At 69.9% G+C, this 24,225-nt stretch carries 17 protein-coding genes and 1 tRNA gene; 9 read left to right on the forward strand and 9 right to left on the reverse strand.

Going from position 1 to position 24,225, the window contains the following annotated elements; translation table 11 throughout:
- Positions 1-270: 270 nt before the first annotated feature.
- The 4 genes from ACFPZN_RS00715 to ACFPZN_RS00730 are packed head-to-tail and all read right to left on the reverse strand — an operon-like array spanning position 271 to position 4,036.
- The gene (locus tag ACFPZN_RS00715) at positions 271-1,560 is read right to left on the reverse strand and encodes a homoserine dehydrogenase (RefSeq protein ID WP_378279233.1); all 1,290 of its coding nucleotides are present in this window, start codon (positions 1,558-1,560) and stop codon (positions 271-273) included.
- 23 nt (positions 1,561-1,583) lie between these two features.
- Positions 1,584-2,975 (reverse strand): diaminopimelate decarboxylase, encoded by a 1,392-nt coding sequence (gene lysA, locus ACFPZN_RS00720; RefSeq protein WP_378279007.1) that lies wholly within the window; start codon positions 2,973-2,975, stop codon positions 1,584-1,586.
- Entirely contained in the window at positions 2,972-3,652 is a 681-nt protein-coding gene (locus tag ACFPZN_RS00725) for a DALR anticodon-binding domain-containing protein (RefSeq protein ID WP_378279009.1), read from the reverse strand. Before ACFPZN_RS00725 ends, lysA begins: the two co-directional genes overlap by 4 nt.
- A 21-nt stretch (positions 3,653-3,673) precedes the next feature.
- Positions 3,674-4,036, reverse strand: a complete 363-nt coding sequence (locus tag ACFPZN_RS00730; RefSeq protein WP_378279235.1) for a response regulator transcription factor — start codon at positions 4,034-4,036, stop codon at positions 3,674-3,676.
- Between the two features lie 131 nt (positions 4,037-4,167).
- On the opposite strand from ACFPZN_RS00730, the gene ACFPZN_RS00735 reads away from it, so the two are divergent.
- Positions 4,168-4,239 (forward strand) — tRNA-Arg (locus ACFPZN_RS00735).
- A gap of 705 nt (positions 4,240-4,944) precedes the next feature.
- Here ACFPZN_RS00735 and ACFPZN_RS00740 read toward each other — a convergent pair.
- Positions 4,945-5,412, reverse strand: coding sequence for a DUF4265 domain-containing protein (locus ACFPZN_RS00740; protein ID WP_378279011.1), 468 nt, complete (start codon positions 5,410-5,412; stop codon positions 4,945-4,947).
- A 1,220-nt stretch (positions 5,413-6,632) separates the two neighbouring features.
- Between ACFPZN_RS00740 and ACFPZN_RS00745 the strand changes: the two genes are divergently transcribed.
- The 6 genes from ACFPZN_RS00745 (at position 6,633) to ACFPZN_RS00770 (ending at position 14,124) form a co-directional block, all read left to right on the forward strand.
- Positions 6,633-8,237 carry a protein kinase domain-containing protein gene (locus ACFPZN_RS00745; RefSeq protein WP_378279013.1) on the forward strand — a complete coding sequence of 535 codons (1,605 nt, stop codon included), beginning with the start codon at positions 6,633-6,635 and terminating at the stop codon, positions 8,235-8,237.
- Positions 8,238-9,105: 868 nt separating this feature from the next.
- On the forward strand, positions 9,106-9,963 hold the full coding sequence (locus tag ACFPZN_RS00750) for a DUF4232 domain-containing protein (protein ID WP_378279237.1): 858 nt from the start codon (positions 9,106-9,108) through the stop codon (positions 9,961-9,963).
- A gap of 368 nt (positions 9,964-10,331) precedes the next feature.
- Positions 10,332-11,096 carry a PIG-L deacetylase family protein gene (locus tag ACFPZN_RS00755; protein ID WP_378279014.1) on the forward strand — a complete coding sequence of 255 codons (765 nt, stop codon included), beginning with the start codon at positions 10,332-10,334 and terminating at the stop codon, positions 11,094-11,096.
- Between the two features lie 4 nt (positions 11,097-11,100).
- Positions 11,101-11,514, forward strand: a complete 414-nt coding sequence (locus ACFPZN_RS00760; protein WP_378279016.1) for a YchJ family protein — start codon at positions 11,101-11,103, stop codon at positions 11,512-11,514.
- A 195-nt stretch (positions 11,515-11,709) separates the two neighbouring features.
- On the forward strand, positions 11,710-13,140 hold the full coding sequence (locus ACFPZN_RS00765) for a hypothetical protein (protein ID WP_378279018.1): 1,431 nt from the start codon (positions 11,710-11,712) through the stop codon (positions 13,138-13,140).
- A 120-nt stretch (positions 13,141-13,260) separates the two neighbouring features.
- Positions 13,261-14,124, forward strand: a complete 864-nt coding sequence (locus ACFPZN_RS00770; RefSeq protein ID WP_378279020.1) for a class I SAM-dependent methyltransferase — start codon at positions 13,261-13,263, stop codon at positions 14,122-14,124.
- A 575-nt stretch (positions 14,125-14,699) separates the two neighbouring features.
- Here the strand turns inward: ACFPZN_RS00770 and ACFPZN_RS00775 are convergent.
- From ACFPZN_RS00775 to ACFPZN_RS00785, 3 genes are all read right to left on the reverse strand, one after another.
- Positions 14,700-15,629 (reverse strand): SRPBCC family protein, encoded by a 930-nt coding sequence (locus tag ACFPZN_RS00775; protein ID WP_378279022.1) that lies wholly within the window; start codon positions 15,627-15,629, stop codon positions 14,700-14,702.
- 34 nt (positions 15,630-15,663) lie between these two features.
- Positions 15,664-16,143 carry an SRPBCC family protein gene (locus ACFPZN_RS00780; protein WP_378279024.1) on the reverse strand — a complete coding sequence of 160 codons (480 nt, stop codon included), beginning with the start codon at positions 16,141-16,143 and terminating at the stop codon, positions 15,664-15,666.
- A 1,735-nt stretch (positions 16,144-17,878) separates the two neighbouring features.
- Entirely contained in the window at positions 17,879-19,765 is a 1,887-nt protein-coding gene (locus ACFPZN_RS00785; RefSeq protein ID WP_378279026.1) for an ABC transporter ATP-binding protein, read from the reverse strand.
- Positions 19,766-19,865: 100 nt separating this feature from the next.
- Here ACFPZN_RS00785 and ACFPZN_RS00790 point away from each other — a divergent pair, with 100 nt between their 5' ends.
- Positions 19,866-21,089 (forward strand): aminotransferase class V-fold PLP-dependent enzyme, encoded by a 1,224-nt coding sequence (locus ACFPZN_RS00790; protein ID WP_378279028.1) that lies wholly within the window; start codon positions 19,866-19,868, stop codon positions 21,087-21,089.
- A gap of 3 nt (positions 21,090-21,092) precedes the next feature.
- On the opposite strand, the gene ACFPZN_RS00795 is transcribed toward ACFPZN_RS00790, so the two are convergent.
- On the reverse strand, positions 21,093-21,512 hold the full coding sequence (locus ACFPZN_RS00795; RefSeq protein WP_378279030.1) for a CBS domain-containing protein: 420 nt from the start codon (positions 21,510-21,512) through the stop codon (positions 21,093-21,095).
- A gap of 236 nt (positions 21,513-21,748) precedes the next feature.
- On the opposite strand from ACFPZN_RS00795, the gene ACFPZN_RS00800 reads away from it, so the two are divergent.
- The gene (locus ACFPZN_RS00800) at positions 21,749-24,223 is read left to right on the forward strand and encodes a D-alanyl-D-alanine carboxypeptidase family protein (protein WP_378279032.1); all 2,475 of its coding nucleotides are present in this window, start codon (positions 21,749-21,751) and stop codon (positions 24,221-24,223) included.
- Positions 24,224-24,225 lie beyond the last annotated feature (2 nt).

Below are 24,225 nucleotides of genomic sequence, written 5' to 3' on the forward strand. Positions count from 1 at the left end.
CTGAGGCCACATCCCACACGGAGCCGAAGGCCGCAGGTTTCACACCCTGCGCAGGTTGCAGGCACCACAGCCCTCCAGCACCGCGCAGGCCGCGTCCCACACGGTGGCAACGGGAGTCAGGCCCCGCGCGGAGCCGGAGGCCGCGGATTTCGCATCCTGCCTAGGTTGCGGACGCCACATCCCTGCCGGCCCCCGGACACCACGTCCCACGCGGGGCAAGGGGACATCACGCCCCGCGGTGGGTTTCATATGCTGCGTGGATCCCTGGGGTCACTCCTCGCCTTCGACGCGCATGACGCTCGCCACCTCGCGGACGATGTCGAGCTTGCGCAGCCGCTCGACGGTGGCCGACAGGGCGGCGTCGGGGGCTCGGTGGGTCACCACGACCAGCTGGGCGTCGTCGCCCAGGCCCTCCTGCCGGACGGCCTGGATCGACACCTCGTGGCGGGCGAACTCCTCGGCGACGGTGGCGAGCACGCCGGACCGGTCGGCCACGTCCAGCTGCACGTAGTAGCGGGTGATCGTCTCGCCCATCGGCAGGACGGGCAGCTTGGCGTAGGTGACCTCGACCGGGCCGCGGCTGCCGCCGGCCAGGTTGCGGGCCACCGCGACCAGGTCGCCGAGGATCGCCGAGGCGGTCGGGGCGCCGCCCGCGCCCGCCCCGTAGAACATCAGCGGGCCCGCCGATTCGGCCTCGACGAAAACCGCGTTGTACGCGCCGCGCACGCTGGCCAGCGGGTGCGAGCGCGGGATCATCGCCGGGTAGACCCGGACCGACACCCCGCGGCCGCCGTTGCGGCCGTCCTCGGCCGGGACGCGCTCGCAGATGGCCAGCAGCTTGACCACGCTGTCCATCTCCTTGGCCCCCGCCACGTCCGCCGCGGTGACCTCGGTGATCCCCTCGCGGTGCACGTCGGCGGCGGTGACCGGGGTGTGGAACGCCAGCTGCGCCAGGATCGCCGCCTTGGCCGCCGCGTCGAAACCCTCCACGTCCGCGGTCGGGTCGGCCTCCGCGTAGCCGAGCGCCTGCGCCTCCCCCAGCGCGTCGTTGAAACCCGCGCCGTGGGTGTCCATCTGGTCGAGGATGTAGTTGGTGGTGCCGTTCACGATGCCCAGCACCCGGTGCACGTGATCGCCGACCAGCGACTCGCGCAGCGGGCGCAGCAGCGGGATCGCCCCGGCCACCGACGCCTCGTAGTACAGGTCGGCGCCGTACTCGCGGGCCGCGGCGAACAGCGTCTCGCCGTCCTCGGCCAGCAGCGCCTTGTTGGCGGTGATCACCGACTTGCCGGTCTTCATCGCCTCCAGCATCAGCGACCGGGCGGGCTCGATCCCGCCGATCACCTCCACCACCAGGTCCACGTCGTCCCGCGTGACCAGGGACTGGGCGTCGGTGGTCAGCAGCGCCGGGTCGACGCCCGCGCGGACCCGGTCAGGCCGCCGCACCGCGATCCCGGCCACCTCCAGCGGGACCCCGACGCGCGCGGTCAGATCGGCCGCCTGCTCCCGCAGCAGCCGTACGACCTCCGAGCCGACGACGCCGCATCCCAGCAGCGCCACCCGCAGCGGGCCCCGTTCGGGTTTCACGCTCCAACCTCCGCATCGAGCCGCAACAGGTCGTCCTGGGTCTCCCGGCGGACGATGACCCGCGACGCACCGTTCCGCACCGCCACCACCGCCGGCTTCGGAACGAAGTTGTAGTTACTGGCCATTGATCGACAGTACGCACCGGTCGCCGCGACCGCCACCAGGTCTCCCGCCGAAAGATCTTCGGGCAGCCACACGTCTCGCACGACGATATCTCCGCTCTCGCAGTGCTTGCCGACAAGTCTGCCGAGCATCGGATCCGCGGCGGAGGCCCGGCTGGCCAGTACGCAGGTGTAGTCGGCGCCGTACAGGGCGGTTCTGAGGTTGTCGCTCATGCCGCCGTCGACGGAGACGTAGGTGCGCAGGCCCTCCACGTCCTTGACCGTGCCGACCTCGTACAGCGTGACCCCGCCCGGGCCGATGATCGCGCGGCCCGGTTCCACGGTCAGCCGCGGCATCGCCAGCTCGTACGCCTTGCACTCCCGGCTCACGATCGCGCGCAGGCCGTCGGCCAGGTCCTTCGGGTCGTGCGGCTCGTCCCCCGGCACGTAGGCGATCCCGTAGCCGCCGCCGAGGTCGAGCTCGGGAAGCTCGATCCCGTGCTCGTCCCGGATGGCCACCAGGAGCTGCGCCAGGCGGTGCGCGGCAACTTCGAAACCGTCGGTTTCAAAGATCTGCGAGCCGATGTGGGAGTGCAGCCCCACCAGCTCCAGCTGCGGGAGCTGCAGCACCCTCCGCACGGCCTCCAGGGCCGCCCCGGACTGCCGCGAGAACCCGAACTTCTGGTCGTCGTGAGCCGTGGCGATGAACTCGTGCGTGTGCGCCTCGACACCCGTGGTGACCCGCACCATCACCTTCGGCCGCACGCCCTTCGCCTGGGCCAGATACCCCAGGCGGGCGATCTCCTGGAACGAGTCGAGCACGATGCGCCCGACCCCCGCCTCCAGGCCCTGCTCCAACTCCGCGACCGACTTGTTGCTCCCGTGCATGGTGATGCGCTCCGCCGGGAAGTCCGCGGCCAGCGCCACCGCGAGCTCTCCGCCGCTGCACACGTCCAGCCCGAGGCGCTCCTCCTTGAGCCACCGGGCGACCGCCGTACACAAGAAGGCCTTGCCCGCGTAGTGGACGTCGCCGTCGTGGAACGCGGCCACGTACTCCCGGGCCCGCGACCGCACGTCGTCCTCGTCATAGACGAACAGCGGCGTCCCGTACTCCCTGGCCAGGTCGCGCACGTCGATCCCGCCGATCGTGACCACGCCGTCCTCGCGCTTGGCACCGCGGGGCCAGATCTGCGGCTCCAGCGCGTTGAGGTCCTCCGCCGGAGGCAGCGGGTGGTCTTCGGGCAGGACGTCGGCATGCCGCGGTCCGGCCGGGTGCACTCTGCTCATAGTCGCTCTCTAGGGGTTTCACCGATCATCTTCAGGCCGTTGCTCAGGGCGATGCGCGCGGCCTCCGCCAGCGTGGCCCTGGCCGCATGCACCGCCCCGGGTTTCTCCTCGCCCTGGGGCAGCGCGGGACACCGCTCGTAAACGTCGTGGAAGCCGTCCGCCAGGCGCAGCAGAAAACCCGGAAACTCCTCCCGGCGGGCCCACCCCGGCATCTCCCCCAACAACCCGAGGAGCGCGAGCTCTTCCCGCCTCTCCAGCCCCACAGGCCGCCCGGGTCTCACTCCAAGATCGCGGGCGCGTCGTCCCACGGCCGCGGCCCGCGCGTACGCGTACCGCACTCGAAACCCGGGGTTGTCAAAGGTTCGGGGCCGGTCCGGCCACGAGTGCGGGCGGACCATCTCCCACCCGTACCGCTCGCCCTCGGCGACGATGTCCGCCGCCAGCTCCCCCGGACACGCCACCGTGATCCGCAGGAACCCCCCGTGAACGTCCACCCGTGCGATCCCGGGGACCCCTTCAAGCGCCCCCGCGAGCACCTGGGCGTCCAAGCCGATCCGCAGCGCGACGGGACTCCCGTAAACCCCGGCCTCCAGGCACCGAAGCCCCACGTCAGGCACGCTCCGCCCCGCGTCCCTCAGCGCGCCCATGAGGGCAGCGCTCACCTCGGCCGGAGTCACTCTGGTGAGACTATCCGACCACTATGTGGACGCCGCGGCCAGCTTCCGGACCGTCTGGATCAGCTGGTTGGGGTCGAAGGGCTTGGTCACGTACGCGTCGACGCCGATCTCGTGCCCTCTCCTGACGTCGTGCTCCTGCGCCCTGGCCGTGATCATCACGACCTTGATGTGCCGGGTGTCGTCGTCCTCCCGCAACCGCATCGCGGTCACCCACCCGTCCAGCCGAGGCATCATCACGTCCAGCGTGATCACATTCGGCCGGACCTCCCGAACCCTCTCCAGGCAGTCCTGGCCGTCCACCGCGGTCGACACATCGAACCCCTCAAGCTGCAGGTTCACGGCGATGAGCTGGCGTATCACCTCATCGTCATCGACGACCAGCACGCGTCCCAGTGGCTCGGTCACGGCCACGAAGTTAGTCGACTCCGCAGAGCAACGCACGGCGAACCGTCCAGGTGCACGCGGACTCCCCAACCCTGGTAGCCTTCTTCTCGCGCCGAACGACCAGGGCGCGGGCCCCCTTAGCTCAGGGGATAGAGCAACGGCCTCCGGAGCCGTGTGCGCAGGTTCGAATCCTGCAGGGGGCACCCCAGATGATCAGCCAGAACCCCGGTTGACCTAGCCGGTCACCGGGGTTTGTTGTCTATGCAACCGGCCTCAGCGACCAAGAGCCGCATCCATCCGTGCGAACCAGTGTCCGTCATCACCGTCGATGCAGTGGGCGTAGATCCGTTGCAGGACCTCCACACTGTGGCCGCCCCACTCGGCGACGTTGACGGCCGGGACGCCCGCATTCAGCCGCCACGAGGCCCCGCGTGCCGGAAGTCGTACGGCTTGCGCGCCGGGGGTGTCCCTGCCTGACTCTCCGTGAGCGCCTTGTCGAGCACCTGCCACAGCGTCAAGGGGCGGCGGCGCTCAGGCCGCTGCGCGCCGTGCCACGCGCGCTGGCTCCTGTCTCGACCGCTCACCGCGGGGGCGCGCCGCCGCCCTGACGTTTCGATGCTGGAGCCTCTACGCCCGTTCGGCGATGAGCACCAGGGCGTGCCTGTGGTCGAGCACTGTTGGAGTCGTCAGGGAAGATTGCCGGAAGACCGGTTGCGCGTGCGCTATTGGGGAACCCCGTGGTTCCCCAGACCCCTCCTGGAGCCGGAAGGCACTCCCGCGCGAATCTGTCTGTCAAGGGTTGCGCGCCGTTCGCGCGGGAGCACCCTCCGGACAGGTCCGTCCGTCCCTGTGCGGAGCACGGGATCGACGACAGACGAAAGACCAGGCGGTGAGAGGCGTGCGGGCCCTTACCACCAGTTCAGCGGGGCACCCTCATCATCCGTGACATTGCCGTACCACCATTGGGCGTTCGCGGTAGTGGCCCACTCGTCCATGATCGATTCGATGCGGGGAAAACTCACCGCCGCAGGGACGGTCACAACCACGAACCGCAGATCAGCAGGAGCTTCGACCAGTCCCCTCAGCGAAATCATCGTCTCGCGCAACCGATCGATGTCCGAGACATCGAAGTCCGCGGCAGGAGCCGCTTGCACCGCCACGTTGCCGCCCCGCTGGAGCACCTGAACCCGCATCGACTCGTCTAGGGACACAGTGTCGCCGGCAGCACATCCGAGCACGAGCGCAGGTGTTCCGACGAGCTTGTATCGATCCTCAAGCAGTCGTTCCGCGGGTACCAACTCATAGACCGGTTCCCCGTTTGACTTGGTCCCGGCCCAGACTTTGACGTGGTCATGAACGGTTTGGTCACTGGTCACACGCCATGCTCCCATGCAAGAGGGCCGTGCCCGTTGCGCACCCGTCTGAGGGAGCGACCACGATCAGGAACGGTCGCCAACGGGAGGACGTTGCTCATTACAGGTTAGAGGCATGCCGATGATCGTTGATCTAGGGAAGTGACTTTCCCAAGCAGACATTACCGACCCGAGGAACCATGATCCGGAACGGAACGGTGGACCGGGCAATGACGGCGAGGGAGCGCCCGCACGCAGGTCAGAGGGGCTCTCCGGGTTGATAAGGTACGCGCCCTCCGAAGCCGTGTGCGCAGGTTCAAATCCTGCAGGGGCACCCCACAACGATCAGCCGGTTTTTGGGCTTGAGCTGCGGAAACCGGCTGATTTCGTTCTCGGGTCGGGTGACGTCGCGGGACGTCGTGTGCCGAGGTGCGCGTTCCGTTGTTCCAGGGACTAGCGGCCTGGGGCGTCCTCTATGAGCCCCTCCCGCACGCGGTCTGGCCGGCGATGACCTTGGCGTAGATCTTCAGAAACACCGCGACGCTGTGGCCGCCCCAATCGGCGGTCTGGGTTGGCGGAACGCCGGGGTTGAGCCGTAGTGAGACGCCGGCGTGCCCGCAGGTCGTACGGTCAGGTCCGATGCCTTCTCGGCGGGTGTGAGCGCCAGCGGGCGTGCCTTGTGCCAGGTGCACCCGTAGCCGAAGGGGGAAACACTCCTCCGCGCGCAGCAGTCGGCCGGCTAGTGGCAACGCCGTACTGGTTGACGTGGTCTCGCAGGATCCGGACGAGTTCCGGCGGGATCGGTACGGGGTACTTGGCTTTGCGGTTCCGCCCTTTGGGTCCGAGACCATCGTGGTACTCCCCCGAATCCGTTCGCTCGGTTCTGGCTGAGGGCTTGGAACCGACGAACATTAGTCGCCCCCATCCCGCTACAGGAAGCTCACAGTCGGCTTTGCACAGATAGGCCAACTCCTGGCTGCAGCGTCGTAAAAATGGACGTGCGCGAAGAACGCCATCATTCGAGGGCAGCGCCGCAGCCGAATCTGCCTACTTCCACGCTTCATCATCTTCGGTTGACTTCCGACTGGGAGGCGTTTTTGCTGAGCGGCGCATTTGAGCACGTTGCCGCTTCTAGGTGGGGTCACTCTCCTCGGGTTGAGGCACGGCATGAGGTGGGAGAGATGGCCGAAAGGGGCTACTGGTGTCAGCCCGAAAGAAGTAGTGCCGCGGGTTAGGCTCGCCGCATGACGCATCCGGCGAATATCGGCCGTTATGAGATCCTGCGCCCGCTCGGGGCAGGCGGGATGGGCAAGGTGTACCTCGCCCGAGACGGCAACGGGCGGATGGCCGCAGTTAAGATCATGCATGAGCACATCGCTCAGCACTCGGACGGGCTCCCCCGCCTGCGCCGGGAGGTCGAAGCACTGCGCCGGGTCAAGAGCCCCCACGTGGCCCAGATCCTCGACTACGACGTCGATGGTGCCGTCGCCCACGTCGCGACCCGGTACGTCGAGGGCCTCACCCTCCAGGAGATCGTCACACGGCGGGGGCCTCTCTCCCGGGCGGAGCTGAGGCGTCTGGGGATCGGTCTGGGCCGCGCCCTGGAGGTCCTTCACCGGGCCGAGATCGTCCACCGCGACCTCAAGCCGAGCAATGTCATGATGGTCAACGGCGATCCCGTGGTCATCGACCTCGGCATCGCGCTCGTCGTCGGGATGACGCGCATGACGCACGGCATCGTCGGGACGCCCGCCTACCTTGCTCCCGAGGTCAGGGCGGGACGCACAGCGGAACCGGCCGCCGATGTCTATGGCTGGGGCGTGGTCATGGCCTTCGCGGCTACCGGAGGCGACGGTTCTTCCCTTCCTCGGGACCTGGCCCCTGTGGTCGAAGCCGCGCTCGCCGCCGATCCGGCGCGGCGCCCTCAGGCGAACGAGCTCGTCGACGCGGTCGAGCAGGCACTGGGACTGGAATCCGCCCGTTCGTCCTATCAACTGGCTCTGCAGAACGATGAGAGCGCTCAGGCAGAAGTGATCGCGGCACAGATCGATGCGCTCCTGCCGGAAATCTCCGACCTCGGTCAAGCCGTGCAGGTGTTGCTCGACGTGGCGCGTGACGCGCGCAACCACGAAGCCCTGGATCGCTCTGCGGACTGGTACGCGCGCGCACGGGCGCTTTCGATCGAGGACGGCGCCCGGGCGTCCGAAGGATGGGCTCTCGATGGCCTGGCGTTCTGCGCCCGGGCACGCGGCGATCACGATCGAGCCGCCCGGTACTCCGCCGAGGCGCTCGGCATCGCCGTGCAGATCGGCGAGCCCGCCATGCAGGCATGGAGCCTCTCCCACCTCGGCCATTGGGCCAGGCACACCGGCAAGGCCCAACGGGCGGTCGAGTTGTACGAGCAGGCCCGCGAGTTCGCCGGTCGGCACGGCCTCCGAGACGTCGAAGGCTGGGCCGGCGATGGCCTCGGCGGCACGCTCTTGGATATGGGCTCGCTGGAACGCGCGGCCACCGTTTTTGCAGAGACCCGGGATATTGCCCTGGAACACGGCGACCTCGCCCTGGCCGCGTGGAGCATGGACAATCTGGGTAACTGCTCGCGCCGCAATAACGCCCCAGCCACGGCCGAGACGGCCTACCAAGGAGCGCTCGAACTCGCGCGCCGCATCGGACACCGCGAAATCGAAGGCTGGGCCCTGGTGAACCTCGCCCGCTGCCGTGAATCCCTGGGCGACCCGCGCGCCGCCAGTGAACTATTCGACCGAGCCGAACCGATCGCCCGCGCTCTTGACAACGCGACGATGCAGGCGGAAGTGGCCGAAGGCTTCGACCGACTCCGACTCACCTGACACGACCCGGCGCCTGCAGCGTGGGCGGGTGGTGATGTGCGTCAGAAATGTTTCAGGCAGCTCGGCCGGCGGGCAGGCAGGCGGACCTGGGCCAGGTTCTCGGCGTCGTCCGCGAGGTAGCGAACCAGGTGACGCTGTAGGTCATCAAGTGGTGAGCCCGAACCGGCGCCGTACTTCAGCCTGCGGGATCGCGGTCACCTGCTGCATCTTGCTGGGCTCGGTACTCAGTTAGGGCTTGTTCCTCTTCCGCGTCGGTTTGCTCGGGGTTTCGAGTTCACGCAGCCGCCGGTACTCGTCTAGGTGGATGACCTGGTGGCTGTCGACTTCCGGAGGGTCGGTCATGGCCGGCATGATAAATGAGGGGCCTGACCAAGCAGAGGTGACTTGATCGTCGTCTACTATTCACTGGGCGAATTGTGAGGTGGCGGTTGGCGGTGACGGTATTGAGTGAGGTTAGTAGGTGATCGATTGGGGGCGTTTGTTTGGGGGATGAGTGGTCACCGTGGTTTTCACGGCAGCGTCCATAAGGGCGGTGCTGATCTCCGGCAAACTTCTGGCCGCCTTTGAGTCGGGTGTGTGTGGCGCCGTCAGCGAATCAGTAGACGGTCCGCCGCCCATCTCTGGGGATGGGACCAATGTGCTCGTCCTCGCTGATCTCCTAAGCGGCTCTATGCGTGGGTCGGCATCGGGGCGACGTCTTTGTTGTGACGGAGCGGAGCTGGATTGTTACCGGTGGCGGAGGGGCGCGCTGGACGGGCCATGATCGGCCACTTTCTTAGGCCGGATGGCTGGTTCCATATCGGACATGAGAAACCATCGTGCCGTTGCCGCCCTGACGGTGGTCCTTGCGGTGTCGGGTTGCGGGGACATGCTTGCGGAGGAGCCCTCCGGGCGGTCGGGCCCTGCGGCGGCGGGCACTGGTCGTCCGGCCCCATGCCCTGAGTCGGGGATTGCGATGTGGGTTCGCGAACCGGACGCGGCGATGGGGCTCAGGTCGATGAGCGTCGAGCTTTACAACTGCGGCGCCAAGGTCCGCGTGCTCGAGGGCTACCCCAAGGTCAAACTGCTGGACGCCCACCTGAAGTCGATCAAGGTGAAGGTGGGGCACGGGTCCTCCTCTGTGGCCATGGTGGAGTCCTACGATCGGCCGCCGGGGAAGGTGACGCTGAAACCCGGCGAGGTGGCCACCGCCGGGATCCTGTGGCGCAACCTGGTGACGGGCGATCCAGACGGCGCCGTTCTTGCGGAGACCTTGGAGGTCACGCCGGGACCGGGGCACCGGGCCGAGCGGGTACCGGCCGTCGGGATCGACCTCGGGACGACGCGCAAACTCGGTCTGAGTCCATGGGCGAGGGCCCGTCAGGTCAACGGGGGCAGGTCCAGTAATGCCCCTCATTACGGCGCGAAGCGTGTCTGGAAGCAGCGCTTGGAGCTGAGTCCGGCTGACCGGTGGACGGGTGAGCTGGCAGCCAGGAGGATCCGTCCCGCGCTGGAACAGCTCCGAGCCAAGGGCGGCTTCACCGCGGCTTCGGTTCGGACCACACTGCTGGGCCTGGGGTTCCCGGGGAACACCACTACCGCCTACCCGCTCAAGACGTCGCCGGGTATCGGGTTCGAGGTCTATCCCGGGGGCGCCTCGTGCGTCCACGGCTCGCTCCAAGCCGACCGGCGGGTGACGGCGAAGGTGGACGGTGTCCGCGAGGAAGGCGGTTGCGCCAACTTCTGACCGATGTCACGCTCGGCGGTCCACACGCGGATGGCGCGGCAAGCCGTCGGCGGTCCTGCTGCCCTCGGGGACGATGCCCCGACACGGTCAACGGCTTGGGCGCCTCGCTGGACCAAGTGCAACGCCTGCACTCTGGCCCCTTGGTCACAGGCGCCGGCTCGGTGGCGTCGGCCTTCGCTGCCGAGGTCCGTAGTCGGCAAGGGCACGACGGTCTATGTGACCGGGCCGCGGACGTTTTCGCCCTCCACCCGTCCGGGTGGTCATGCGGCTCGCCTGGGATCGGTCCGAGATTGTCCTGTCGCACCTCGGAGCGGTGTGGGCTCGGTGAGTTGACGGATCTTGCTTCCGGGCTGGGCCATGATGGGGGGATGGCGACGGTCGTGGCTCTGCATGCGCATCCGGACGACGAGGTGATCACGACCGGAGGGACCCTGGCCCAGGCCGCCGCCTCCGGCCATCGAGTGGTGATCGTGGTGGCCTCCGACGGGATCATGGGGGCCGCGTACGATGCCGAGCCGACGCGGATCAACGAGCTTCGGGCGAGCGCGGCGATCCTCGGCGCGGAGCGCGTCGTCCACCTGGGGTATGCCGACAGTGGGCACGGTCCCATCTTCTATCCCGATCCCCCGGACCGGGTGCGCTTCGCCAGGGCGGACACCGAGGAGGCGGCCGGGCGGCTCGCGGCGATCCTGCGTGAGGAGAACGCGGCCCTCCTGCTCAGCTACGACGCCAATGGCGGCTACGGGCACCGCGACCACGTGAAGGTGCACGAGGTGGGCCGGCGCGCCGCCGAACTGGCCGGGGTGCCGCGTGTCCTGGAGGCGACGATGCCGCGGGACTTCGCCGAGCGCATGCTGGCGCTGGCCCGGTTCCTGCGCATTCCCGTCCGGTACGACCCGGCGGACCTCCGCAACACGTTCAGCCCGAGCTCCGCCATCACGCACCGCATCGATGTGCGGCGGTTCGCGCGGCAGAAGCAGGCCGCCCTGGCCGCGCATCGTTCACAGGTGAACGGGTCGGGACGGCTTTCGCCCGCCATGAGGTTCCTGATCCGGGTTCCGGCGCCGGTTTTCGGGGTGTTGCTGGGCCGCGAGTGGTTCGTCGAGGCCAGACGCAAACGGCCGTCACAATAGACGCATGGCCAAGCGTCGCACTCCAAGCCGTTCCGGTGGTCCATGTCCCTGCGGGCTGCCCGCGACGTACGACGAATGCTGCGGGCGGCTGCACCGCGGCGAGGCCCAGGCGAAGACCGCCGAGGAGCTCATGCGCTCCCGCTACAGCGCCTTCGTGGTCCAGGACGGTGCCTACCTGCTGAAGAGCTGGCATCCCGCGACCCGGCCGCAGTCTGTTGATGTGGAGAACGACCTGCGCTGGGATCGCCTGGAAATCCTTGGCGCGTCCGAAGGCAGCCCGTTCCACACCAAGGGCACGGTGGAGTTCCGGGCCCACTACACCCAGGGTGGCCGGAAAGGGCTGCTTCATGAGCGCAGCGACTTCGTCCGGCACGAGGGCGCCTGGGTGTACGTGAAAGGCACGCATCCCTCTCCGTGAACGTTCTGTCGGAGGCATTCCCTATGCTTCTCGTGCGCCTGCGGGCGGGGCCCGGTGCGATGGCCGCGGTTCGCGACAGGAGGGATGGAGCGGCCGCACCCCTGGGTGTGACGGCTCACCCCTCGCCGGTTACCAGCCTGCCGCCTGACTGATCTCGGGTCGCCCGCCCGCAGGCGCGCACCCTGGAAGGAGGCGGTGATCGAGAAGCCGGAAGAGCTGTTCCTTGCTGCGCTGACCCGGCTCGGGCACGCTGACGGCTTCTTCCTGTGGAAGCCTGCGGCCCGCGACCGTTTCAGAGCGCTCGTCCGCGACGCCACCCGGCAGGACCCCGAGTGGACGGCGCGGTTCCTGAGCTGGCTGCGCACCGCGACGCCGATGCGGTACGTGGCGCTCGTCGGCGCGGCGGCGTTCGCGCACGAGCGCTTGGCGGCGGGACAGCCGGGCATGTCCCGTCAGGTGGTCGACTCGGTGCTGCGGCGTGCCGACGATCCGGGCCTGTTCCTCGCGTACTGGAGATGCGCCCACGGCCGCGCCCTGCCCAAGCCGGTCAAGCGAGGCATCTCCGACGCCGTCACCCGCCTGTACGACGAGCGTGCGCTCCTCGCCCACGACACCGGCCACGCCGACCTGTCGGTACCCCGGTCGCTCCTCACGGTCAGGACGTTCCGCCACTCCCACGAGGCGGAGCCGACGCCCGCGCCGTACCGGTTCGGCGACGTGATCGAGCTGGTCCATCCGCGCGCCCGCGACCCGCGCCAGGCCGACCTCTACCGCCACGCCCTCGACCGGCGGCGCCGCTCGCGCCCGGAGATCCCCGCGTCCCTGCCGCTCGTCGGCCGGCACCGGCGGTTCCTGGACGGCGGTCTGCTTCCGGTGGCGGGCGACGATCTCGGGCTGACCTGGCAGCGTGCGAGCGGCGTGCTGCGCCGCCCGCTCGGCGCCGATGATTGGGAGCGGCTCATCCCGTCGATGTCCCTGGGCGATCTCGTGCGCTGCCTGACCCACTTCGACGCGGCGGGCATCTCGTTCGAGGCGGCGATGGCGGTCGCGTCCCGGCTCGCCGACCCCGCCGCGATCCGCGCCGCCGGGCTGCTCCCACTACGGCTCGCCGCCGCCCGCAAGGCCCTGACCCACCAGCGCTGGGCGCCCCTTCTCGAACGCGCCGCCGCCCACGGCCTCGCGACGCTCCCGCGCATCCCCGGCCGCACGCTCATCGTCTTCGACGACACCGTTGACGACGCCGCCGTTCTCGGCCTGACCCTCGCGCAGTGCTGCGACACCGCCGACATCGTGACGGCCGAGGGCAAGCCGTTCAGCGTCGTGCCCGGAGAGTCGCCCCTGCACGGCCTGCACCGCTGGCGCTCGGGCGACCTTCCCGGGGTGCCGCTGCCGTTCGAGCCCGCGGTGCGGAACGCCTTCGCGGGCCACGACCGGGTCGTGATCGCCGACGGGTACCGCGAGAAACTGGACGATCTGGACGTCCCCGCGCCCGTCTACCTCTGGACGCTGAACGGCGAACCGGCCGCCCCGTCCCGCGACCGGCTGGTCCTCGCCGGTATGACGGACGCCGCCTATCCCGCCATTCCGTGGGCCGAGGCCGCCGCCCAAGGAATCTGGCCTTTCTGAAGAAACAGAACCTCACCCGGCCCGTTATCGAGAATTTATTTGTTTCTGCCATGCTTGAAACATAAGCCTTTTCTCTTGGCTAGCATCGCCATTCCTGACGGCGCTGAAGGGAAACGGCTCATGGAGAACGGGCGGCTCAGCCAGACCGCGGTGTCGGCCGCCGCGGCACGGGCGGCGCACCTCCTCGTGGACGGCGAACCGCACATCTTCCGCGACACCCTCGCCGCGACGCTCCTGGACGGCCTCGCGGACGAGATGATCGGCTACCACCGCACCCACGGCGACCACATCATCCTGGCGGGAACCCGGGCGATCACCACCGCACGCGGCCGCTACACCGAAGACCGCGTGGCCCGGCTCGGCTCCCCCGCCCGGTACGTGATCCTCGGAGCCGGCCTCGACACCTTCGCGTACCGTACGCCCCGCGAAGCCGGCGTCCAGGTCGTCGAGATCGACCATCCCGCGACCCAGAAGGGAAAACTCGCCCTCCTTGAATCCGCCGGAATCCCGGTACCCGAGAACGTCACCTTCGTTCCGGCCGATTTCGAGTCGGCGCCTTTCACCGGCCTCTCCCCCTCGCCGCTCCCGACCCTGGTGAGCTGGCTGGGCGTCAGCGTCTATCTCACGCGCGAAGCCATCGAGGCCACGCTCGCCGCGGTCGCCGCCCTGGGACCCGGCACGCAATTCATCATGGAATACATGCTCCCGGCCGGCCTCCGCGACTCCACGGGGAACAGCTACGCCGACATCGCCACGCAGGCGGTCTCCGACCGCGGCGAGCCGTACGCGACCTTCCTGACCCCGGAAGAAGTAGCGGACCTCCTCACCGGCCAAGGTTTCGAGGTCCTCGAACAGACCTCCATGCGGGAGGCCGTCCCCGCGGCCCTCTGGACACGCGACGACGCCCTCCGGCCCTTCGCCTTCACCCACCTCGTCCACGCCACCACGACCCCCTCCAGTCGTTCGCGTACAGGACGGCGTTGAGCGGCCACGGAACGCCCCGACGGAGCCGCGGCCTTGAAACCCGGAGATCGGAGAGCAGCGCTTTGGTCCCGGCGGTCTCGTCCCGGGTCGCGCCCGGCAGGCGGCGCTCGCCGATCGAGATGACCTGCGCCGCCACCGGAGAGCGTCCCCATCCACTCCCCCTCGCACGGAGAGGGATCAGCCGGATGGGACTGCGGGCGGGTGCCGTCGCGGTGGAGCGTTCCGTACGCTCCGGCGCGGAGTCGCACACCGGCCGAGATACGCCCTTCCGCCATGGACGGGGCGAGCGTTCCCGGCGTTGAAGTCGACGATCCCCCTGTCCCGAACCGCACTCGGGCGGCATCGGCGATGCGCTCGACGCAGTCCCGCATCGGCGGGAACTCGTCTGCTGCGGGCGCGGGCCGGTGCTCGTCCACGCCACGCAGACCGGCAGGGGAACACGCCATCCAGGTTGACGCCGTGCCGGTGCAGGCAGGCGTCGTCCGCGTCAGCGGGCAGGTCGCCCGGCGCGGGCGGCGACGGTCTCCACGCCCCTGGCCGGTGTCGAGGACCGTCCGCCGCCCGGCGCGCCTGACTCAGCCGGCCTCCTGGTACTCCTTGTCCGAGCCCTCCTTCTCCTCTTCGGCGACGGTGTCATCGTGCGACTTGACGACCTCGCTGTCGTGGATCTCGCCACGCCAGCCCTCGACCCGGTCGGGGTCGAGGAGCGCCTGCGTCATCACGTGGCGGCGGAAGTGCTTGAGCTCCAGCCGGACACGGCGGCCCTGCGCGCGCCACAGGTTGCCGGTGCGCTCGAACAGGCCCTGCGGGTGGTACTCCAGGACGAGCAGCACCCGGGTCAGGTTGGGGGCGATCTTGTGGAAGCTGACGGCGCCGTCCACATGGCCCTTGTCACCCGTGGACCGCCAGATGATGTGGCGGTCCGGGACCTGCTCGACGATCGTGGACTCCCACTTGCGGCTCGACCAGAAGATCTTCGCCTTCCAGTTGAGCTTCTCGTCGGCGGCCTGGTCGACACTCACGACCTTCTTCATGAACTGCGGGTAGTCCTGGAACCGCGTCCACTGGTCGTACACCAGCCGACGGGAGGCACCGATGTCGATGTGCTCCTCGATGTTGGTGACCTTGACCTTCTTGGCGCCGCCGGAGCCCTGCCCGCGGCTCATCTTCTCCTTGAGCCGTCCGAAGAGGTTGGCGTTGTCGGCGTCCTCGTACTGGTCGTCGGAGTCGGACTCGCGCTCGCCGGCCCGGGGTTCGTCGGCCGTCCCCTCTTCGTCCTGGTTTCGCCGGCCGCGGCGCTGCACGGCCTGGCCCGCCGCCAGCGCGGCACCCGCGCCGAGCAGCAGACCGCCCGCGGCGCCCGCCGTCCGGCCGCCGGGAATGCGGGACTTGGAGCCGCCGCCGGGCAGCTTGTCGAGGCCGAACGGCTTCTTGCGGCCTCCGGTGGGGAGCCGCTTGGTGATCTGGTCGGAGGGCAGCTTGGCCGCCCAGTTGCCTCGTTTCATGGTGATTCCTCCGTCCTGTCGGGGGGTGGGGCTGTCATGACGTGCGAGCCGGCGCTCGGACGACCTCGCCGTCACGGATCTCGCCGCGCCAGCCGCCCACGCTCTCGGGTTCGAGGAGTGAACGGGTCATCATGTGGCGGCGAAAATGCTTGAGTTCCAGCCGGGTCCGGCGGCCTTGCGCGCGCCATAGGTTCCCGGTGCGTTCGAAAAGTCCGCGCGGCCGGTATTCGATGTTCACCAGCACGCGGGTGAGGTCCGGTGCGATGGCGTGAAAACTGACCGTTCCCTCGACGCGTCCTCCGGACCGCCAGGTGATGTGGTCGTCGGGAATCTGCTCGACGATCGTGGTCTCCCAGCGCCGGCTCGACCAGAAGATCTTCGCCTTCCAGTTGAGCTTCTCGTCGGCCACCTGGTCGACGCTCACGACCTTCTTCATGAATCGCGGGAAGTCCTGGAACCGCGTCCACTGGTCGTACACCAGCCGACGCGAGGCACCGATGTCGATCTGTTCCACGATATTGACGGGACGGCGCTTTCCACGGGATCCGAAGATCCGCGCGAGTGTCTCTCTCAGAGCGGTCCATCCCGCGCTCAGCAACGCCCGTACGGGCGATCTCCCCTCGCTCAACGCCCGGACGCCCGCCAGCGCCGCCTGCGTGAGGGGGCCGCCGCGCTCGGCCTTGGCCGTGAGGTCGCGAACGGCCTGTTCGAGCCTGGCCTCGGCGTACGCGCGCAGCCTCCGGACCGGTCGCAGCCGGCGCAGGCCGACACGCGCCGCCCGCGCGCCCAGGTAGCCCGTGGCTCCGATCACCACGCCAGCCCGGAAGTTCATGTGTGCGTCACCTCGCCGTTCGCCGGGGTCCTGCGCGAGTTACCCGAACAAAACCCGGCAAAACAAACCCCGGTGCGTCCTCGGCCTCATCCCCGCAAAGCGGATCCGCTTCTGTAGGTGCCCGGTAACAAGGCGTGCTCGCGGCCGGGAGACCACAAAGCCCGAAGGGAAGGGAGTTCCCGACGCCCGCGATCGCAATACGTCAAGGCGGCGTGGCAGCGAGTCATTGACCTCACGGCTTTCGGTCAACACTTTTCTCGGCCGACAACACCCACGTTGCCATCTTCCCGACCGTGAGCGTCCTCACTTCGCAGAGACGGAATCACGCCCCGATAATCACTCGCTACTCAACGCATCGACTTTCGCGCAAGTTCACCCATGAATCCGCCCACGCGCAAGCCCGCGCTCTTGCGGCCCTCGTCCAACCCGATCCCAGCGTTCAAGACCACCCGGCACGGAGCGCCGCAAGCCGAACCAGCGCCCGCCAGCAGACGCCGCTGCCCCGTTGAGACCATGTCGCTGTGAATGGCCGCGATGGTGCCTGTCGAGGCCGTGGACGGTCGATCGCCGGGGCGCCTCGCACACCAACGCCATGACCGAAAGATCGTCCAACCGGTGGTGCACGAGGGTCGCGCCCGTGCGAAGCATGTCCCAGGCGTGCCTGGTCGTGAGTGCCACGCCGAGAAGACGAGCTAACACTCACCCCGCCAAACCACAAAAGCCAGACCACGCTCAAGTGAGAGCCCACGCACAGCGCAGGCGCGCTATGCGCGGGTGCCACACAAAGCAGACAAGCCGGTCTCGGCCAGCACCCCGCGCGCTGGTCGGCCCGGCTACCGCTGGCACGCTGGCCGTGTGCCCCCGCTTGAGCGCCGCCACCGCAACCACGCCTGGACGCAAGCATGCTGCGCGGCGTGAACGCGCCCACAACCACCGGCACCACGCCCGTGAGAGCGCGCATGCAGCGCAGGCGCGGCCATGGGCGGGTGCCGCGCGCAGCCGCCGAACTGGTCTCGGCCAGCACCGCACGCGCTGGTCGGGCCCGGCTACCGCTGGCGCGCTGACCGCGTGCCCCGCTTGAGAGCCGCCGCTCGCGACCACGCCCGGACGGGAGCATGCCTTGTCGCGTGGACGCGTTCACGACCACCGGCACCACGCCGTGAGAGCCCGCGCACAGCGCACCGCGCGTCATGCGTGAGTGCCGCGCGCAGCCGTCGAACTGGTCTCGGTCAGCACCGCGCACGCTGGCCGTGTGCCCCGTTTGGGAGTCGCCGTCCGCGGCCACGCCCGGACGGGAGTGTGGTGTGTGGCGTGGGGGCGGTTACATCCACTCGGCATTCGGAGTGGTGTTGTGTGGCCGCGGTTAGGGGGATGCGCGGTCTCCCATTGAGGGAGACCGCGCATGGGTGGTGGGTTGTTAGGTGAGGGCGGCTTGTTTGGGTTCTTCCTGGCTGAACTGGGTGCGGTAGAGGTCGGTGTAGCGGCCTCCGGCGGCCAGGAGTTGGTCGTGGGTGCCTCGTTCGACGATGTGGCCCGCCTCGACGACGAGGATCTGGTCGGCGGCGCGGACGGTGGAGAGGCGGTGGGCGATCACTACGGCGGTGCGGCCGTCGAGGGCCTCGGTGAGGGCCTCTTGGACGGCGGCCTCGGAGGTGGAGTCGAGGTGGGCGGTGGCCTCGTCCAGGATCACCACGCGGGGGCGGGCCAGGAGGAGGCGGGCGATGGTGAGGCGCTGGCGCTCGCCGCCGGAGAGGCGGTAGCCGCGCTCGCCGACGATGGTGTCGAGTCCGTCGGGCAGGCTCTCGATGAGGTCCTTGAGGCGGGCGCGGTCGAGGACGTCCCACAGGTCGTCGTCGGACGCCTCCGGGCGGGCCAGCAGCAGGTTGTCGCGGATGGACTCGTGGAACAGGTGGCCGTCCTGGGTGACCATGCCGAGGGTGGCGCGGATGGTGGCGAAGTCGAGGTCGCGGACGTCGACGCCGCCGAGGCGGACGGTTCCGGAGTCGGGGTCGTAGAGACGCGGGAGCAGCTGGGCGATGGTGGACTTGCCGGCCCCCGAGGAGCCGACGAGGGCGATCATCTGGCCGGGCTCGGCGCGGAACGAGACTTCGTGCAGGACGTCGACGCCGCCGCGGGTGTCGAGGGTCGCGACGTCCTCGAGGGAGGCCAGGGAGACCTTGTCGGCGGACGGGTAGGCGAAGGTGACGTCGTCGAACTCGACCGAGGCGGGGCCGTCGGGCATGGGACGGGGCTTCTCGGGCTCGGCCACCAGGGGCTTGAGGTCGAGGACCTCGAAGACCCGCTCGAAGCTGACCAGTGCGCTCATCACCTCGACGCGGGCGCTGGCCAGGGCGGTGAGGGGCGCGTACAGGCGGGTCAGGAGCAGGGCCAGGGCGACGACCGCGCCCGCGTCGAGCTGGCCGCGCAGGGAGAAGTAGCCGCCCAGGCCGTACACCAGCGCGAGGGCGAGCGCGGAGACCATGGTGAGCGCGGTGATGAAGACGTGCTGGACCATCGCGGTGCGCACGCCGATGTCGCGGACGCGGCGGGCGCGGGCGGCGAACTCGGCGGACTCGCGGTGCGGCTTGCCGAACAGCTTGACCAGCGTGGCGCCGGGTGCGGAGAAGCGTTCGGTCATCTGGGTGCTCATGGCGGCGTCGTGGCCGGCGGCCTCGCGTTCGAGGCGGGCGAGGCGGGTGCCCATGCGCCGGGCGGGCAGCACGAAGACCGGGAGCAGGATCAGCGTGAGCAGCGTGATCTGCCAGGAGATCTGCACCATGACGACGAAGGTCAGCAGGACCGTCACCAGGTTGCTCACGACGCCGGAGAGGGTGTCGCTGAACGCGCGCTGGGCGCCGATGACGTCGTTGTTGAGCCGGCTGACCAGGGCGCCGGTGCGGGTGCGGGTGAAGAACGCGACCGGCATGCGCTGCACGTGGTCGAACACGGCGGTGCGCAGGTGGAGGATCAGGCCCTCACCGATGCTGGCCGACAGGAAGCGGTTGGCGAGGCCGAGCGCCCCCTCGGCGAGGGCCAGGCCGGCGATCAGCACGGCCAGCCACACGACGGTGGAGGTGTCGGAGCCGCCGACGATGGCGTCGACCACCCGGCCCGCCAGCACGGGCGTGGCCACCGCGATCACCGCCATGACCACGCTGCCCAGCAGGAAGAGGGCCAGCAGCCGGCGGTGCGGGCGGGCGAACCGTCCGATCCGTTTCAGCGTGGCCTTGGAGAAGGGCCTGCGGTCGTCCTGCGCGTTCATGGCGTGGTGGAGTGACATCCACGCCGTGACCTCCATGTCCATCGGGATCACCGCCGTCCGGTCGTCGTTTCGCCACCGGTGGCACGGCGGCCGTTCACGAAGATGATGGAACCTCAAGAATGGTTGAGGTCAAGTCCTCGTCTTGCCCAGACTGGCACCCGGGTACGACACTCTGGGCCGGACGAAGGACGAAGGGGAGAAATTGGACATCGGCAAGCTGCGGGCGGACACCCCCGGGTGCGACCGGGTCGTTCATCTCAACAACGCCGGGGCCGCGCTCCCCGCCCGGCCGGTGATCGACGCCGTCACCGGGCATCTGGAGCTGGAGTCGCTGATCGGCGGTTACGAGGCCGCCGACCGGGCCGCGGCGGAGCTGGAGCGTTTTTACGACGCGACGGCGGACCTGATCGGCGCGGAACGCGACGAGATCGCCTACGTGGAGAACGCCACCCGCGCCTGGGACATGGCCTTCTACTCCATCCCGTTCCGGGCCGGCGACCGGATCCTCACAACGACCAGCGAGTACCCCAGCAACACCATCCCCTACCAGCAGCTCGTGGAGCGGCGCGGCGTCCGCGTCGACGTCGTGCCGGACGATGGAGACGGGCAGATCTCCCTGGACGCGCTCGAGGCCGAGCTGGCCAAGGGCGACGTGCGGCTTGTGTCGCTCAACCACGTCCCCACGCACAACGGCCTCATCAACCCGGCCGCCGAGGTCGGGCGGCTCTGCCGGGCGGCGAACGTGCTGTACCTGCTGGACGCCTGCCAGTCGGTCGGGCAGTTGCGGGTGGACGTCGGGGAGATCGGCTGCGACATGCTCTCGGCGACCGGGCGCAAGTTCCTGCGCGGCCCGCGCGGGACCGGGTTCCTCTACGTGCGGCGGCCGATCCTGCACACGCTCGAACCGCCGTTCCTGGACCTGCACGCGGCGTCCTGGACGGAGTCCGGCACCTACGAGATGCGGGACGACGCGCGCCGCTTCGAGAACTGGGAGCGGTACATCGCGGGCCAGATCGGCCTGGGCGTGGCCGTCGACCAGGCCGCCGCCATCGGGCTCGAAGCGATCGAGGAGCGGGTGACGAGTCTTGCCGCCGGCCTGCGGGAGGCCCTCGCGGAGCGGCCCGGCGTCACCGTCCTGGACCGCGGCCGGCGACGCTCGGCGCTGGTGACCTTCACGCTGGACGGCCATGACCCGGCCGCACTGAAACTGTCACTGCGCGAGAAGGGCATCAACGTCAGCGTCACCAACGGCGGGCAGCAGCGCTACGACGTGCGGGCCGCGCCCGCAGCCGTGCGCGCCTCGGTGCACTACTACAACACCGAGGAGGAACTGGAGTCGTTCCTGGCGGCCCTGCCCGCGCCCTGAGGTTCAGGTGTTGCCCTTGGCCGCGCTGATGTCGGCCAGGGCGGACTGGGCGCCCTCCGCGATGGCGAGGTCGCCCAGGGAGACGATGCCGATCGGACGGCCGTTCTCGATGACCGGCAGCCGCCGCACGGAACGTTCCCGCATGCGGTCGGCGGCCGTGTCGAGGGAGTCGTCCGGTCCCACCGTCGCGGTCACGTCGCTGCACACCCCGGCGACCTTGGTCTGCCGCGGGTCGTCGCCCGCGGCCAGCCCGCGCACCACCAGGTCGCGGTCGGTGACCAGGCCGTAGAGCGTGTCGGAGTCGGCCACCAGCACGGCGCCGATGTCCTCGTCCCGCATCGCGCGGGCGACCGTGACGATGTCGAGTTCGGGAGAGACCGAGGTCGGCGACCCCGTCATGATGTCGCGGACCTTCGTGGCCATGGAACGGTCCTCCTCGGATCGGGTTCGTGTGAGACTCCCAGGACACCTCCCGCCTTACCCGACGACAACGGCCTCATTCACGCGGGAGGTCGCGCGGTGACACGGCGCGCAGAGCGCGGCGATCGCTTAATGCGCCGAAGTTTCCGACTAAACTGCACAGCCTTGAATGGTGTACGGGGAGTCGCCGGCGAGACCGCTCCCGCCCGCCCGTGAACACGAGCCGAGGAGGTCGCGCCGTGCAGGATCCGGCGCCTCTGAAGGATCCGGCGCAGCCCCCGGCCGAATCGTCCGATGCGGACGGGGCCCCGGAATCCCCCAGGTCCGGGACCGCCGCGTTCCGTACCGCCCCGGCCTCCGGCGCGCGCGAGGACGACGCCGAAGGCTCCGAGCGGGACGAGGATGGTCCCGAGGGCGGTGGCGGCGAACCTCCCGAGGACGACGCGGAGGCGGAGGCCACCGGTGAGGACAGCGCGCCGGAGCGCGCCGAGGCCGAGGAGGCGATCGGGGAGAAGCCCGAGTTCTCGGCGCTGATCTTCAATTCGGCCGGGCAGTGGACGATTCCGGCGCCCACGGACGAAGCTCCCGCGGCGGAGCCGTCCCCTCCCGAGCCGCCGGCTCCCGAGCCGCCGGCCGCTGAACCGGCGGCCGCGGAGGCGGCCGTCCCTGAGGCGGCCGTCCCTGAGGCGGCCGTCCCTGAGGCGGCCGTCCCTGAGGCGGCCGTCCCTGAGGCGGCCGTCCCTGAGGAGCCTGAGCAGGAGGTCTCCGAGCCGGAGGCGCCTCCGGCGGACGAGCCGGTGGCGCCGGCCTCCGCGACCGTCCCGGAGATCGATCGGAAGATCGCGCCGAAGGTCGCGCCCGAGACCGTTCCCGAGATAGACGTGGCGGCGGCACGCCCCAAGCCGCCCCCTCCCCCGGAGGAGCCCGACCCGCTCGGCCTCACGCCGGAGCCCGTACCGGACGAACCTCAGGGGCCGCCGGACGTTCCCGCGCCGGAACCGGAGCCCGAGCCCGAGCCGGATGCGCAGGCGTTCTACGAGGATCCCCTTCAGCAGCGCGGTGCACCTGAGGCACGGCCCAGCGCGCCCGTTCCCGCGGATGCCTGGGAGGGGTGGCCGCAGTCTTCGCACACCGCGCCGCCCGTACCGCGAGAGGTTCGGCCACAGCAGGAGATCCGGGTCCTGCCTCAGGAGGTTCGCCTGCCGCAGGGCTATGCGAGCCCGCCCACGCCTGCTCCTGCGGCGCCGCAGGAGCAGACACCCCAGGCTTACGCACAGCCGCCGGCCCAGCCTCAGCCGCGCGTACAGCCGCCGCCCCCGCAGCCCGAGCGTCCCCAGCAGCCGCCGCAGGAGTACTCCCCTGGCCCGCCGCACCACCAGTACGGGGAGACGCCCCCTGCCTACGGGGCCGCCGCCCCTCCCCACTACGGTCCGGTCCAGCAGGACGACCAGCAGACCTTCGGCGAGGCGCGCGACTTCGCCGCGGCGTACGAGGCCGCTGCCAGTGAAGTCAAGGGGCGCAAGAAGCGGCGCCGGGGCCTGATCAGCCTCATCATCGTGCTCGTCCTGCTCGCGGGCGGGGCGGCGGGGCAGCTGGTACGGCCCGTGCCCGAGCCCAGGATGCAGTTGACGCTCCCTGCGTCGACCCACACCTTCCCCGGGTCCGCCCCAGTGCTGCCTCTGCCCGTTCAGGGGCAGTCGGCCCTGTACGTGGACGGCATCGGGCCGATGGGCGCGTCCGGTGGGACGGTCCCCACGCCGACGGCCAGCGTGGCGAAGGTGATGACGGCCTACGTCTTCCTGCGCAGCCACCCGCTCGCCTCGGGGCAGCCCGGCCCGATCTACACCGTCTCTCCGCAGGCGGCGGCGCAGATGCCCGAGCGCAGGGAGCGCGGCGAGTCGCTGCTCGGGGTGACCGCGGGCATGCGGCTGACCGAGCGCAAGGCCCTCGAAGCCTTGATGATCATCTCGGCGAACGACGTGGCGCACGAGCTGGCCCGCTGGGACGCCGGCGATCCGCGCGCCTTCGTCCAGAAGATGAACGACACGGCGCGGACGCTCGGCATGACGAGCACCCGCTACACCGACCCCAGCGGCTACGACTCGGGCACCGTGAGCACGGCGGCCGACCAGGTGAAGCTGCTGCGCGCGGCGATGGACGTCCCCGCGTTCGCGGAGATCGTGAGCAAGCGCTCCTACGTGCCCGACGACGGCGGGGCGGTCCGTGCCGGCGGCAACGTCCTGATCGGCCAGTACGGGGTGGTCGGCGGCAAGACCGGCTACACCGACGCGGCCGGCGGCAACTTCGTCTTCGCCGCGCGCCGGCGGCTGGCCGGGGTCGACGTCCTCTTCCTGGGCGCGGTGATGGGGCAGCGGTCGCCCAGCGCACTCGGGGCGCTTCGGGCCAGCCGTGATCTGCTCGCGGCCGCCCAGCGGACGCTGACGTCGGTCACGCTGGCCCAGGGCGGCGCGCGTGTGGGCCGGGTCGACGACGGGTTGGGCGGGTTCACGCCGGTGCGCGCGGCCGCGCCGATCACCGTGGTGGGCTGGCCCGGGCTGACCGTGCGGATCCGGGTGGACGGCGACCCGCCGCGAACGGCCGCCCAGGGCACCCGCGTGGGTTCGGTGAAGGCCGGTGCGGCGGACGTCCCGCTCGAACTCGGCCAGCGGCTGGAGGAGCCGTCCATCCTGAAGCGTCTGATCCGCCTCGGCTAGAC

Origin of the sequence: Actinomadura rugatobispora (genome assembly GCF_042656285.1) — a bacterium.
GTDB classification, from domain to species: domain Bacteria; phylum Actinomycetota; class Actinomycetes; order Streptosporangiales; family Streptosporangiaceae; genus Spirillospora; species Spirillospora rugatobispora.